Source organism: Lysinibacillus pakistanensis (assembly GCF_030123245.1).
Classification (GTDB): Bacteria; Bacillota; Bacilli; order Bacillales_A; family Planococcaceae; genus Lysinibacillus; species Lysinibacillus pakistanensis.
Map to the genome: position 1 here is coordinate 2,320,058 of NZ_CP126101.1, position 14,652 is coordinate 2,334,709.

Annotated in this window: 14 protein-coding genes and 1 pseudogene; 14 read left to right on the forward strand and 1 reads right to left on the reverse strand. The window is 39.2% G+C overall.

Translation table 11 applies throughout. The annotated features are described in order from the left end of the window. The first annotated feature begins 73 nt into the window (after positions 1–73). From QNH24_RS11120 to QNH24_RS11185, 14 genes are all read left to right on the forward strand, one after another. Positions 74–1,432: an aspartate kinase gene (locus QNH24_RS11120; protein WP_283872206.1), complete on the forward strand. Its 1,359-nt coding sequence runs from the start codon at positions 74–76 to the stop codon at positions 1,430–1,432. 93 nt (positions 1,433–1,525) lie between these two features. After that, positions 1,526–1,708, forward strand: coding sequence for a hypothetical protein (locus QNH24_RS11125; protein WP_054771733.1), 183 nt, complete (start codon positions 1,526–1,528; stop codon positions 1,706–1,708). Positions 1,709–1,945: 237 nt separating this feature from the next. Further along, positions 1,946–2,626 (forward strand): adenosylcobinamide amidohydrolase, encoded by a 681-nt coding sequence (locus tag QNH24_RS11130; RefSeq protein WP_054771734.1) that lies wholly within the window; start codon positions 1,946–1,948, stop codon positions 2,624–2,626. Then, the gene (cbiB, locus tag QNH24_RS11135; RefSeq protein ID WP_283872208.1) at positions 2,626–3,582 is read left to right on the forward strand and encodes an adenosylcobinamide-phosphate synthase CbiB; all 957 of its coding nucleotides are present in this window, start codon (positions 2,626–2,628) and stop codon (positions 3,580–3,582) included. Before QNH24_RS11130 ends, cbiB begins: the two co-directional genes overlap by 1 nt. Further along, positions 3,569–4,648 carry a pyridoxal phosphate-dependent aminotransferase gene (locus tag QNH24_RS11140; RefSeq protein WP_283872209.1) on the forward strand — a complete coding sequence of 360 codons (1,080 nt, stop codon included), beginning with the start codon at positions 3,569–3,571 and terminating at the stop codon, positions 4,646–4,648. Before cbiB ends, QNH24_RS11140 begins: the two co-directional genes overlap by 14 nt. An 11-nt stretch (positions 4,649–4,659) precedes the next feature. Next, positions 4,660–5,268, forward strand: a complete 609-nt coding sequence (locus QNH24_RS11145) for a histidine phosphatase family protein (RefSeq protein ID WP_283872211.1) — start codon at positions 4,660–4,662, stop codon at positions 5,266–5,268. A gap of 3 nt (positions 5,269–5,271) precedes the next feature. Further along, positions 5,272–5,856: a bifunctional adenosylcobinamide kinase/adenosylcobinamide-phosphate guanylyltransferase gene (locus QNH24_RS11150; RefSeq protein WP_283872213.1), complete on the forward strand. Its 585-nt coding sequence runs from the start codon at positions 5,272–5,274 to the stop codon at positions 5,854–5,856. A 34-nt stretch (positions 5,857–5,890) separates the two neighbouring features. Next, positions 5,891–6,667, forward strand: a complete 777-nt coding sequence (gene cobS, locus QNH24_RS11155; RefSeq protein WP_283872214.1) for an adenosylcobinamide-GDP ribazoletransferase — start codon at positions 5,891–5,893, stop codon at positions 6,665–6,667. Further along, positions 6,640–7,239: a histidine phosphatase family protein gene (locus QNH24_RS11160; RefSeq protein ID WP_283872215.1), complete on the forward strand. Its 600-nt coding sequence runs from the start codon at positions 6,640–6,642 to the stop codon at positions 7,237–7,239. The genes cobS and QNH24_RS11160 overlap by 28 nt, the downstream gene beginning before the upstream one ends. Further along, a complete protein-coding gene (locus QNH24_RS11165) occupies positions 7,188–7,580 on the forward strand; it encodes a bifunctional adenosylcobinamide kinase/adenosylcobinamide-phosphate guanylyltransferase (RefSeq protein WP_283872217.1) in 393 nt (130 codons plus the stop codon). The genes QNH24_RS11160 and QNH24_RS11165 overlap by 52 nt, the downstream gene beginning before the upstream one ends. Before the next feature lie 20 nt (positions 7,581–7,600). Next, complete coding sequence (locus tag QNH24_RS11170; RefSeq protein WP_283872219.1) at positions 7,601–8,095, forward strand: ECF transporter S component; 495 nt, start codon at positions 7,601–7,603, stop codon at positions 8,093–8,095. After that, complete coding sequence (locus QNH24_RS11175; RefSeq protein WP_283872221.1) at positions 8,092–8,772, forward strand: hypothetical protein; 681 nt, start codon at positions 8,092–8,094, stop codon at positions 8,770–8,772. The genes QNH24_RS11170 and QNH24_RS11175 overlap by 4 nt, the downstream gene beginning before the upstream one ends. Before the next feature lie 543 nt (positions 8,773–9,315). Then, positions 9,316–11,049, forward strand: coding sequence for an ABC transporter ATP-binding protein (locus QNH24_RS11180; RefSeq protein WP_283872222.1), 1,734 nt, complete (start codon positions 9,316–9,318; stop codon positions 11,047–11,049). Further along, on the forward strand, positions 11,046–12,857 hold the full coding sequence (locus QNH24_RS11185; RefSeq protein ID WP_283872223.1) for an ABC transporter ATP-binding protein: 1,812 nt from the start codon (positions 11,046–11,048) through the stop codon (positions 12,855–12,857). The genes QNH24_RS11180 and QNH24_RS11185 overlap by 4 nt, the downstream gene beginning before the upstream one ends. A 159-nt stretch (positions 12,858–13,016) precedes the next feature. Here the strand turns inward: QNH24_RS11185 and QNH24_RS11190 are convergent. After that, positions 13,017–14,583 (reverse strand): annotated as a pseudogene (locus QNH24_RS11190) (IS1182 family transposase). Positions 14,584–14,652 lie beyond the last annotated feature (69 nt).

Below are 14,652 nucleotides of genomic sequence, written 5' to 3' on the forward strand. Positions count from 1 at the left end.
ATTTGTACACTGTGTACATTCAATTGTTTTTTGGAGGAATACAATTATTTCAAAAAGTTAGGATTTGATAGATATGATCGTATGTAAATTTGGTGGAACATCTGTAGCAAGTGCAGAACAAATTCAAAAAGTAGCAAACATTGTAAAATCTAATCCGGCACGTAAAATCGTTGCCGTTTCAGCGCCAGGGAAACGCTCTGGGGATGATATAAAAGTAACTGATTTATTAATCCATTTAGCAATGGCAGCCGTAAAAAATGAAGATACTGAAGAGAAAATCCAAACTGTTGTCAACCGTTTTAAGGCAATTGCAGATGGCTTGGCATTAGATTATGCCATTTGTGACGTGATTGCGGAGGATCTACGTGAGCGTGTACAGGGTGATAAATCCAATGAGGAATTATTTATTGATAGCATTAAAGCGGCAGGTGAAGACAATAATGCTAAGCTTATCGCAGCATATTTCAATTCGATTGGTATGCCAGCGCGATATGTAAGTCCAAAAGAGGGTTTGGTGGTCAATGATTTACCAGAACGCACTTTTGCATTACCCGAGGCTTATATCAATTTAGCACCACTCAAAAACACAAAAGAAATTATTGTGTTCCCAGGTTTCTTCGGTTACACTAAAGCGGGCGTATTGCGTACATTTGACCGTGGTGGCTCCGATATTACAGGCTCTATTCTCGCAGCAGCTGTAGAGGCAGAGCTTTATGAAAACTTTACGGATGTGGATTGTGTGTTCTCTGCGAATCCGAAAGTCGTGAATGATCCAGTGGAAATTAAAGAAATTACGTATCGCGAAATGCGCGAATTATCCTATGCAGGCTTTTCCGTGTTCCATGATGAAGCGCTGATGCCTGTCTATAAGATTGGGGTGCCAGTTAACATAAAAAATACAAATAATCCATCAGCCCCAGGTACTCGTATCGTACCAAGCCGTCCTGCAACAGGTCGTCCAGTTACAGGTATTTCGGCAGACAGTGGCTTTTCAACTTTATATGTCTCTAAATATTTAATGAATCGTGAAGTAGGCTTTGGCCGTAAGCTGTTACAGATTTTAGAGGATGAAAATATTTCATATGAACACACACCGTCTGGCTTAGACGATATTTCTGTTATTATGCGTTCCAATCAATTGACACCAGAAAATGAAGCACGCATTTTGACACGCGTGAAAAATGAATTGCAGGCAGATGATGTGCAAATGCGTCATGGTTTTTCAATGATTGTAATCGTTGGCGAAGGTATGCGGAACAATACAGGTTTAGCGGCACGTGCTGCTACTGCGATTTCCAAAACTGGTGCAAACATAGAGATGATTAATCAGGGTTCATCAGAAGTAAGTCTAGTATTTGGTGTGCTCCAAGAATTTGAAAACAAAATTTTACAAGCACTTTATGGAGAATTTTTTGCACATGTGCAAGCATAAGGAAATAAACACTAATCCTTACCTGGATTAGTGTTTTCTTTTTAGCTAGAATACGGTAAAATCGAGGACGTACATAGATAGGAGGGCTTTCTATTGAAAAATTTATCAATTGGTATGCTGTTATCAGTGGTTGGGATACTATTTGTTTGTCTAACAATCATGGATGTTTTACCATCCTCGACAAAAACTATGAAATTTGTCTATATCGGAATTGGCTGGGTATTTATCATTGCCGGGTCCGTTATTCGTTTTAAAAATTTAAAACAAAGACAATAAGTGTATCAAGAAATTAAATTGTTTTAAAACATAAATTTATGATACAATTTCAAAGAAAATAAATAATTTGAGTAGTATGAAGTTGTAATGCTGTACAAAAATTCAGAAGTTTCAAATTTGAAGTTTATTATTAATTTAAAAATTGGACAGTACAAATTCTTCTTTGTAAGAATTTGTTTTTTTATGGCTGTAATCGTCATAAAGAATGGTTCTAATTTTAGTAGGAGGCTTTAGGTAATGCCCGTACTTCGTAAGGAAGATATTCATATTTTCGAACATTACGTTGCTCTACAAACAGCTTCACCGATGAAAGTGGTATCCTCAGCTATGCACAATCCAGGCTTTGGCTATTTTACACATTTCATGAATCGATCAGTGCCGAAGACGTATGATGAACGGAAGCCACATCTGGAATTACAACAATTTATACATAAAGAGGGTTTTCCAATTGATAACACAGTGGCAATGATGACTGCTGTCTATGCTAAATTTGCAACAATTCGGGAATTTACCGTTGAAGGAATCCACCTAGTTGTTATGATAACGGCTGGTCTCGGCAATGCCGTAGATATTACGCGTGCCTATCATCGGCAGGAGCAATATTATGCGGGCACAATTAATACTTGGGTCATGATTAATGGAAAGCTATCAGATGAAGCTTTATTTCAGGCGATGATTTCTACAACCGAGGCAAAGGTTAAGGCCATTATTGATGAAGGTATTATTGACCCTACAACTGGTACACAGGCTACTGGAACCTCAACAGATAGTTTGCTTATTGCCTCGACAGAAGAAGGGGAGTACCATCAATATGCGGGCCCGATTACAATGCTAGGAAAAGTTATAGGTCATGGTGTATACGTGACAATGCGAGAGGCGATTCAAAAATATAAAAAAGATAAAGAGGAGAATTTGTGATGTTGGCATTGGTCATTGCCTGTATCCTTGGGCTTGTTTTTGATTTACTAGTAGGTGATCCTCCTAAACTGCCTCATCCAGTTCGTTGGATTGGAAAGCTTATTCAAGCTCAAACGGAATTATGGAATAAAGGGAAAATGAGAAAATTCCGCGGCATGGTCATGGCACTCGCTGTTGTGGGCACAACCATGTTTGTTGTCACAGCTATACTGCTAGTTAGCTACCAAATTAGCTTGCTATTGGGTATTGTGGTGGAAGGGCTTCTTATTGGAATTGGACTGGCTCAGCGAAGCTTAAAGGAGGCTGCGATGGCAGTATATGAACCGCTTGTTAAGGGGGATTTTGCCGAAGCTCGTATGAAGCTGTCTTGGATTGTTGGACGAGACACCGATAATCTAGGTGAGGATGAGATTGTGCGTGGTGTCGTGGAAACCGTGTCAGAAAATACAAGTGATGGTGTAACAGCCCCATTATTCTATGCTTTTTTATTTGGTGCCATTGGTTTGTGGGGCTATAAGGCTGTAAATACATTAGATTCAATGGTTGGCTATAAAAATGATAAATATAAAGACTTTGGCATGTTCTCAGCGAAGCTCGATGATGTTCTTAATTTTATTCCGAGTCGTATCACAGGTCTACTCATTGTATTGGGTACAAAAAATGAAACAGATGTATCCCTTAGAAAACGTTTAAAACGCTGGGCACAGGATGCCAAGAAGCACCCTAGTCCTAACAGTGGCTATTTAGAGGCAGCAACAGCTGTGCAGCTAGGGGTAGAGCTAGGTGGTAGAAACTCCTACCAAGGGGTTGTCTCACACCGAGCAATTATGGGGGAAAAATTAGTACCCTTAACCAAGGAGCATATCGCTACATCCGTTATACATATGAGAATAGCGACATTGCTCTTTACACTTGTTATGTTAGCAGTGGAGGTGTTAATATTTGCAATTACCTAATCATGGAGCGAATCCACAAAATGTCTATCGGCAGTTAGGGCTTGTTATGCCAGAAGATGTCTATGATTTTAGCGAAAATGTTAATTCTGCAGGGCCGCCTCCGTTTGTGGAGGCACGCTGGCGAACATTTTATCCGCTTATTCAACGATATCCTGATCCAGATGGTGAGCCATTCCTTACAAAGGTTGCAGCTTTTCATCATGTGATAAAAGATTCTATTTTACTTGGTAATGGGGCATCTGAGCTTTTTACTGTATTGGCTAGACGCTATGCTTGTAAGCGTGTTATCATCGTTCATCCAACTTTCTCTGAATATGAACGAACATTGCAAGCAGTTGGCGCAAATATTGTGCCGATTATCGTAGAGGATATTGTTCAATATGCATTACCGATGGAGAAACTAAAGCGAGAAATGGTAAATGCAGATGCTCTTTATATTTGTACGCCCAATAATCCGACAGGTGTGCTACCTCAAAAAGTAGAGCTAGAACAGTTAATTATTCATGGGGCAAGCGTAAATTGTGAGCTTGTTATTGATGAAGCCTTTATAGACTGGGTGGATGAGGGGTACTCTTTAATCGGACATGTAGCGAAAAACCCTCATGTGCTTGTTGTACGTTCGATGACAAAAATGTATGCTATTCCAGGATTGCGATTGGGCTATTTAGTTGCGGACCCAGCTGTTGTAGGAGAGCTAAAGGGCATGCTTGCTCATTGGAATTTAAATGCCTTTGCTCTTGTTATAGGCGCAGGCTGCTTAGATGAACAACACTATTGTCAGCGAGCTATTACCTATGCGAGAAACCAGCGAGAAGCATTACAAGGTTATTTACAAGAAAACGGTTGTCAGGTGACGAATAGTGTAACCAATTATATATGTTTTGCATTACCTAAAAATCAGTCAGCAGATGCCTTTTTTACGTATTGTTTATCGAAGGGTGTTGTGCTGCGCCATACTAATAACTTTTTAGGATTAAATGGCGAATGGTTCCGAATTGGTATAAAAGATATTACGGCTATGACTTATTTACATAACTGTTTGCAGACTTGGTTTAAAGCAAATTAGGAGTGAGAAGAGTGACAACATTTTATCTAGTAAGACATGGTGAAACGATGTGGAATAAGGAGCATCGTTTACAGGGGTGGTTAGATTCACCATTAACCGAAGTGGGTGTTTTACATGCAGAAAAGCTACAAAAATATTTAAAAAATATATCTTTTGCTGCAGCATTTAGTAGTTCAAGTGGTCGAGCAATGGAGACGCTGCATATACTTGTTGTTGATCGCCAGCTCCCAATTTTTTATGAAAATGATTTACGAGAAATTTATTTAGGAGACTGGCAAGGTAAAACGATGGAGGATATTATAAAAACACACTGCTCAGAGTATGAATTATACACGAATTATCCAGCTCAGTTTGTTGCTACTCATACCGAAAGCTTTGGCGCGGTGACAGAACGGGCAATGTTTACGCTGAAGAAAATTGCAGAAAAATACCCACAAGACAATGTTTTAATTGTCTCTCATGCAGTCACAATTAAATGCATGATTAATGCCATTTTAGATCGTAGTATAGATCAGCTATGGGCAGAGCCATTTATCAACGGGACAAGCGTTACCATAATGGAACACCTTGAACAGCAATGGCATGTGAAAGAGATAGGCACGATTTATCATCTGCAATAGGAGGTGTTTACATTGCCATTGATTTTCATAACTGGTGGAGTACGCAGTGGTAAATCCCATTTTGCAGAAAAAATGGCGATTGCGCATTATTATACGGAATCGATGCAAGCACAGCGTCTTGTTTATATTGCGTCAGGAATTGCGCTGGATCATGAAATGGAGAAACGAATACAGCGTCATCAGGCTGATAGGCAATCTCAAGGAATCCAATGGCTAACGATTGAAGCCCCATATAAGATGGCAGATTCGCTCCAAGGTCTAAGAGATGGCGATGTCGTTTTATGGGATTGCGTCACAACATGGCTGACAAATGCTTTTTATGAGGGCTTTGATAAAGGAAAGTCATGTGTAGAGCAACCTGGCTGCTTAGAGAAGAAGCTAAGTGATTTAAAAATAGCTGTACAATCATTACTTAACAAAAAGATCACGCTTATAGTTGTATCCAATGAATTATTTGATGAGCCTCCGTATCTTAATGAGGAGGTAGAATTATACCGACAAATGCTAGGGAATTTCCATCAATGGTTTGTTTCGATGGCAGCGGAAGCCTATGAAGTAAATTATAGTATCGTGAAAAAATGGAAATGATATCCTTGAAATTAAAATGAAGGAAGGCAAGACGATGAAAAATTTCTGGCATAGCCTATTACTTGCATTTCAATTTTTTACAGTTTTGCCGGTACATAAGGAACTAACTTTAACAAAAGGAACTGTTACAGGGATGTTCGCCTTTTTGCCATGGGTAGGTGCATTAATAGGTACGGCAACGGCGGCAGTGATCTATAGCTTAACGGAATGGACGGCAAGCAGTGAAATATTCCTGTCCTTTGTGATTATTGGGCTATTCGCTTTCTTCACTGGAGGTTTACATTTAGACGGATTTATTGATATGGGAGATGCTTATTTTTCGTATCGGGATCGTGAGAAGCGATTGGAAATTTTGGATGATCCGCGTGTCGGCGCATTTGGTGTGCTTTCCGTGTTATTTTTAGTGCTTGGAAAATTTGTCATACTGCATGAATTACTCGTACAGCATAAGTTCGCACTTTGGATGCTTATTTTTATCCCTTTATTAACGAGAGTAGGCATGAGCTTTTATTTTATGTCACTAAAATGTTCAAAAGAAAAAGGGCTGGCCTACTTTTTTAAATCCCATATTAAGCAATATGTACTAATTAGTTTCATGCTTATCACATTAATGGTCGCATATACAATCGTCTTCCTTATTACAGGTTTAGCATTTGTCCCAATTGTGCTTCTAGTGGTTTTAGCTATTGCTCTTGTGGTTTTCCGACAATTTACAATGCGCAACTTTGGTGGCGTTTCTGGTGATTTATTAGGCGCTTCCATTGAGGGAATGGAGGTAGTATTGTGGATAACACTGTTATTGTGCGCTTAATGAGGCATGCACCAACAAAAGAGAATTTGGAAAAACGTTATCTTGGCTGGACGGACGCAGCATTAGCTGATATATCTAAACTATCGATTGTAGATAAAAATGTTATGAAAGTATATGGCAGTGATTTGCGACGTTGTAGGGAAACAGCTGCTCATTATTTTCCGAATGCTACTTACATAACTGATTGGCGACTTCGAGAGTCCAACTTTGGGGAGTTCGAAGGAAAAACATATGAGGAGTTAAAATCTGATCACAGGTATTGTGCATGGTTAGACAATCCTGTTTTGTCTCCACCACCAAATGGGGAAGGCTTTGCTGCATTTTGTCAGCGTGTGAAAGAAGGTTTTTCTGCGCTACCAAGGGATGAAGATGACTATTATGTGGTTGCACATGGTGGCGTTATTCGAGCATTACTTGTAGAATTTGCCCCAGTGGAGCAGCCCTTTTGGACGTACAATGTGCCACATGATAAAATGTTTACTTTAACATTTTCAAGAAAAGCTTGGGAGGAGGGAAATAGATGCATGTCTTTATTGGAGGAGCCTATAATGGAAAAACCGACTATGTTATGACATTGCTTGAAGATCAAGAGGCTGTATTAGTTGATGGTTATTTACCTGAATCTATTCCTGAATGTGATGTATTAGTTATCAAAGGTCTTGAAAAGTGGCTTGTCACACAAAATCTTGAGGAGGATGAGGCTCTTGTCAACGCCATGTTAACAAGACTACAGGCTCTAGAGGAAAATAGGACATTGTATATTATAGTTACTGATATGGGGCGCGGGGTTGTGCCGATGGAAAAGCAGGCACGATTATTACGTGATACTTGTGGGCGATTGTATCAAGCTTTATTTGCTGAAGCAGAACGTGTCATACGTATATGGTACGGTATCGCAGAGCAAATTAAATAAGACAGAAAAGAGGGAATGGAATGAATCGACAAAGATTGACGAAATTGACGTTCACTGCTATGGTAGCCGCTATCTGTGCTGTTGGAGCGGTGATTAAAATTCCAGCAATTATATCGACTGCTGCATTGGACTCTGCACCTGCATTTTTAAGTGTCGTATTTTTATCGCCGGTATTAGCAGGAGTTGCAGGAGGCATTGGGCATTTTATTACAGCTTTAACGACTGGATTCCCATTTGGACCATTACATATTATCATCGCAGTAGAAATGTTTATTGTCGTTTGGATATTTGGAATAATGCATAAAAAAGGCCTGCATTTCTGGAAATGGCCTGTAGCACTTTTTTTAAACGGTGTGGTAGCACCATTACCATTTTATTTTATCATAAGTCCAGCATTCTACTGGGCATCGCTGACTAGTCTTCCGTTAGCAACGCTTATTAATTTGGTTATTGTTGCCGTCGTCATGCCGATACTTTCTAAGGTGTTTGTTCGTAAGGGTGGGCGAGTACATTGAGAAATGCAGTTAAAATAGGCGGGCTTATTGCGACTACAGATAATGCTGCAGCAATTGGTGAAAAGCCACAAGATATTGTGTCAGCTTCAGATAAGCTCACGGCTTACTTTACAGCGCGTGTGACATTTTTAGAGCAGCTTGCAGCAAATGCTTTACCTACGCATATTATACTAGCAAATTTTTCAGGGGATGCTGCTTGGTCTCATTATGTAGTAGGTATACAGCAGGTTTTTGAGGAGGCTGGTCTAATATGCCCTCAGATAGATGGTAGTACAGAATCCAATATGCCGACATTACAATCTGCCTTAGCGGTTACAATGCTTGGTGAGCCGCAAAAACGTACATCCTATGAGTATGAGCACCTTCGTTGGTATACGTATGGACTGCCACTTGTAGGCAATGAAGTCCTTGCGCAGCCCGAGGATGTTGCACAGCTTCAAGCTATTTATCATGCATGGAAAGAGGAAATTGTTCAGCAAGTTTGGCCTGTCGGTTCAAAGGGGCTACAAGCAGAGTTTAACCGACTTTTTGGTGAATTACAGGTTGAAAGTGTCTTAAATATTGAGAAAAGTGCTGGGCCTTGTACTGTGATATTACTTGGGATTCATCCAGCAAAAGAGCAACTAGCACAAAAAATTTTTTCTAAAAATTTTAAAAAGCTTTGTAAAACAACCTAGTAATAGGTCTTGCTTCAGGAAGAAATTGTAAGAGGCAAAATACTTATTGCAACTCTAAACACAAAAATGTACAACGGTAATTAGCTTGGTATTGATTGTTTGTATAAGGACTATCACAAAAATCCACTAAAATGGATTAAAGCTTATGAAGATATGGGATTAACCAAAATGGATGTCTATGAAAGCAATAGATAACAGCTTTGATAATGTAAAAGGAGAACCCACGTGAGCAAAAGCTTTCGTGGTTTTTTTAGCTGATAATCAGGTTGATATTGACGTTTTGTATACCTTTGTATACAATTGTATGCTATGGAGAGGTTTTCGATAGTTTAGTCTGCAAATTGAATGTAGAGTGGTGGTTACTGATAGAGCATAGTAGTGGCTGTCAAATGGGGGAGAAGGCAAATGATTCCATAGTATTCAAGAGTCTACAAAGACATAATCTAGCAAAATATTACGAGACTCGAAAAACTTCTTCGCAATTGGGAATGATTTTCAGTTATAATGAGAAACGAATGATTTAACAGGAACGGAGTCGAAGGAATGCAGGCAATTAAACAATTAGGGCGCTATTTAGGACCCTATAAATTTTTTACATTGATTGCACCGCTGCTGATGGTGCTAGAGGTAACGATGGATTTACTTCAACCCACAATTATGCAGCATATGATTGATACAGGCATTGTTAATGGTGATAATCCATATGTGCTGAAAATGTTCATATGGATGTTAGTAAGTGCGGTGCTTGGACTTTTTGGTGGAATTGGTTGTTCATATTATAGTTCCAAGGCAGCGATTCATTTTGCTTCTGATGTTCGCCAATCATTGTATGAGAAAATGATGACGTATTCAGCAAAGGAACGTGATAATTTCACAACAGGAAAGCTTATTACAATATTAACAAGTGATGTGGAAAGTATTCAACGCGCGTTTATGATGACGTTGCGTATTTTTGTGCGTGGGCCACTGCTCTTTATTGGTGCAGTTATAATTGTCTTTGTCACTGCTCGCGAGCTATTTTCCATACTACTGATTATTGTACCAATGTTAATCATAGCTATGTACTTTTTTACAAAGTATTCAGGTATGCTATATCGCAGAGTACAAGAGGCCATTGATGGTGTGAATACAAAGCTACAGGAAAATTTAGCAGGAATTCGTGTGATCAAAGCCTTTCGTCGTGAAACACAGCAAATTGAACAATTTAGTAAACATAATGATGCACTGACAAAGCGTTTTATTACAGCCGAGCAAATTGTTGGTGTGCTTGTACCCTTTACTATGTTTGTGGTCAACTTGGGCATTGTTGCAGCACTTTGGCTTGGGGCAATTAAAGTGGAGGCAGGAACATTACAGGTAGGCGTTATACTCGCTTTTATCAATTATTTAACAATCATCTTGAATGGCTTGATGTCTTCAAGCATGGTGCTAATGCAAATTGCCCGTGCAATCCCTTCTGGTGAACGCATCATAGATGTTTTAAATAAAGAGGTGACAGTGAAAGAAGCAGAAAATGCACTTGCTACTCCAATCCATGGTGCAATTGATTTTCAAAATGTCAGCTATCGTTATTATGAAACGGCTGAGGATGTCCTCAAAAACATTACCTTTTCCGTGAAGGCAGGACAAACAATTGGTCTCATTGGCAAAACGGGGAGTGGAAAATCCACGCTGGTAAAACTTTTACCTCGCTTATTCGACCCTACTAGTGGTGAAATACACTTGGATGGAAAGCCAATAAAGTCGTATGCATTGTCAACTTTACGTGAGCATATTGGCTTTACCTCTCAGAAAGCACTTCTGTTCTCAGGCAAGATTGAGAAAAATATCCGTGTAGGAAAGGAAAATGCAACAACGAAAGAAATACAAAAAGCATTGGATGCTGCGTGTGCTACTGAATTTGTAGAACGACTTGATAAAGGCATGGCCCATGAATTATCACAGGGAGCAACGAATCTTTCTGGTGGACAAAAGCAACGACTGGCCTTAAGCCGTGCGCTGATCAGGCAGCCAGCTATATTAGTGCTGGATGATACAACATCAGCATTGGATAGTGCCTCCGAAAAACATGTGCAACAAGCCATTCATGAACAATATCAAAATACCACAACATTTATCGTCGCCTCAAAAATCACTTCGATTCAGCAGACAGATGTCATTCTTGTATTAGAGGATGGCGAAATTGTTGGTCAGGGCACACATCAGGAATTATTACAGAATAATAAATCCTATCAAGCAATCTATGCTTCACAGCAAAAGGCTGGTGAACAATCATGAATCAAAGTCAACCAAAGCAAATGAATTTTGGACGTGGACCTCGTATGAGTGGTCCAGCTGAGAAGGCTAAAAATCAAAAGGTCACAATATACCGTGTATGGCAGTATGTGAAGCTGCAAAAAATAGGGCTTTATTTCTCTATATTTTTTGTCATCGCCTCAACATTTTTAAGCTTAGCAGGCCCATATATGATTGGACATATCGTTGATGACTATATTATGAAAAAGGACATTGCTGGAACGATTCGTCTTGGGATTGTCTTAGCTGTCATTTTTACAATCGCCTCTATTTTTACCTGGCTGCAAACATATGTCATGATTCATGTAGCGATGAAAACCATTCGCACACTGCGACTGGAATTATTTAAAAAACTTCAAACTCTCACACTAAGATTTTTTGATCAGCGTGCACTTGGTGATTTAATGAGCCGTGTCACAAATGATATTGATAATTTAAATACAGCCCTTGCACAAAGTGTGACCCAAATTGTTTCATCCATTTTAACAGTGATTGGTGTTAGCATTGCGATGTTTTCCCTTAGCTGGCAGTTAGCCATTGTCACATTAATTATTATTCCGCTTATTGTTTTCACGACAAAGCAAATTGTGAAACGTAGCAGTAAAAACTATGCAGCACGACAACGTGATTTAGGCAAACTTAATGGCTATATTGAGGAAATGATTACAGGAGCAGAAGTTGTCACACTTTTTGGAAAGGAACAGCAAACAATTGCCACATTCTATCAACAAAATGAAAATTTACGCAACTCGGCACAGCGAGCAGAAATTACATCAGGCCTACTTGGTCCAATTAATAACTTTATGAACAACCTAGGTCTAGCCGTTGTCATTGGAACAGGGGCATTTTTATCAGTGCAAGGGTTTGTTTCTGTCGGTGTCATTGCGGCATTTGTCACGTATACACGTCAATTTTTCCGTCCGTTAAATCAGCTATCCAATCTATTAAATACCTTTCAGTCAGCAATTGCAGGAGCAGAGCGTGTTTTTGAAATTTTAGATGAATCATCAGAGGTGGCAGATAAACCACAGGCTATTGATATCCAATCTTTAAAAGGAGATGTGATATTTCAACATGTGTCCTTTAGCTATTTACCAGGGAAGCCAGTCCTGAAAAATATAAGCTTTCATGCTAAAGCTGGTGACACTATAGCACTTGTTGGACCAACAGGATCAGGAAAAACGACTATTATCAATTTGCTTACACGTTTTTATGATGTGGATACGGGTGAAATTTTGATTGATGGCCAAAACATTGAGAGCTACAAAATGGCTACAATCCGTCAAAGAGTAGGAGTCGTATTGCAGGATACGTATTTATTTTCTGGGACTATTCGGGAAAATATTCGTTTTGGTAAGCTAGATGCGACAGACGCAGAGGTAGAGGAAGCGGCGAAAATAGCCAATGCTCATAATTTTATTAAATACTTACCGGCCCAATATGATACGCCAGTACATGCAGGAGGCGCAAATTTAAGTCAGGGACAACGTCAATTACTTGCTATTGCCCGGGCAATTTTGGAAAATGCAGATATTTTAATTTTGGATGAAGCGACATCAAGCGTCGATACGCAAACAGAGGTCGATATTCAAAAGGGCTTACAGCATTTGATGCAGGGGCGCACTAGCTTTGTCATTGCACACCGTTTAAAAACGATTGAGAGTGCCGATCAAATTCTCGTTATTCAACAGGGCGAAATTGTCGAGCAGGGCAATCATCAGCAGTTAATGCGACGTCAAGGTATCTATCATAACCTCCAACAAAAGCTTTTACTTGAGCAAGAAGAGTAAATCAATTCCGCCTACACACTGTACCCTATATTCAATCCATCTATCCAGAACAATAGTAAGAGAGGCTGGGACATAACTAGTTTCAATTCGTGAGAAATCCGACTTTGAATTCATTCAAAGTCGGATTTCTCTATCTTTTATGTTGTCTCCAAATAGCTTTTAGCTAATGGCTGTGAATTTTCTTAAATTCACGGCCATTAATGCGAGGCCCATCTCGTTTTCCACCTTCGATTTTCCTCGTACAGAAAATCGAGTGAAACGCAAATTAGCCTTCAAGAATCCAAAAACTGGTTCCACGTCAATTTTGCGTTGACGATAAAGGGTACTCGTTTTTTCTTCTGAAAGCTTTGCTCTCACATATTCTTTTTGTTGTTCCCACTTCTCATTCACCATTAACTTACGATTATTTCCTTCTTTTGCTTTTGTACATAATGAACGGAGGGGGCATCCGGAACAGTCTTCACATTCATATACCTTAAACTCACGCACGAAATCATACTTATCCGTTTTCGTGGTACGATATTTAAATTCAAGATGTTGTTGGTTTGGGCATGTGTATCGATCATTTTCTTTATCATAATCCCAGTTCGCTGTATTGAATTCGTTTTGCTTATACGTTTTCTTCTGTTCTTTTACATACATGGTGTACGTGATTAAAGCTTCTCGCTTACGATTCGAAAGGATATCATCATAATTTTGTTCACTGCCATATCCGGCATCTGCGACGATGTGTTTTGGTAGCTTAAAATAATGTTGTTCGATTTCATCTAAAAATGGGATTAATGTACGTGTATCCGCTGGGTTTGGAAAAATGCTGTAGGCAAGCGCATACTGACCTTCTGTTGTCACTTGTATGTTATAACCTGCCTTCAATTGACCATTTTTCATATAGTCATCTTTCATACGCATAAATGTCGCATCTGGGTCTGTTTTAGAATAACTATTTCGTTCGTCAAAGATTTCGAAGTCTCTTTGGTATTTTAGTTTGCGTTCAATATAGTCGATTAATTTTGCGGGCTTTCTTTGGGAATTTCCGTTCCGTTCTTAAAGCCTTTCGCTCTGCTACATCTGATGAGTCCTCAATTTTTCGATCATATTCAGCGATCACTTCATCTACTTTTTCGACCATTTGAGCGAGGTCTTCCAATGCTAATTCCTTTTCATTTTCCCGTTTAATTTCTGGGATGATTTCTTTTTCAAGTAGTTCATCGTATAACTGGTTAGACTTCTCAATTAGTCCGTTATGATATTTCTCAATCGACTTTTTCCACACGAATGTAAATTTGTTCGCATTTGCTTCAATCTTAGTTCCGTCGATAAAAATGGCTTCCTGATCAATTAATTCTTCCTGTACCAGCTGACAGCGGAATTGAACGAAGCATTGACGAATCAACTCCTTCACCTCTGATTGGACACGGAATCGGTTGATTGTTCGGTAGGTTGGTTCATTTCCTTGAGCTAACCACATCATCCGAAGACTATCTTTTAAAAGTCCTTCAATTTTGCGCCCTGAGAAGACAGATTGCGTGTAGGCACATAAGATAATTTTAAGCATCATGCGTGGATGGTAGGCAGGACAGCCCTCATTTCGAAGGAATGGTTCAAACGCTTCGGGCGGGATACTTTCGACTAAATGGTGGATATGGAAGGCAATATCATTCTTTTGTAACTTCACTTCTAAATCTAAAGGCAAAACTAGTTGATTCATGTTATAATCTTTAAACATAAGGATCCTTCTTTCTGTATAATTTTGTTGTGGTGACTTAATTTTATCAGAAGTGATCCTTATTTTTTT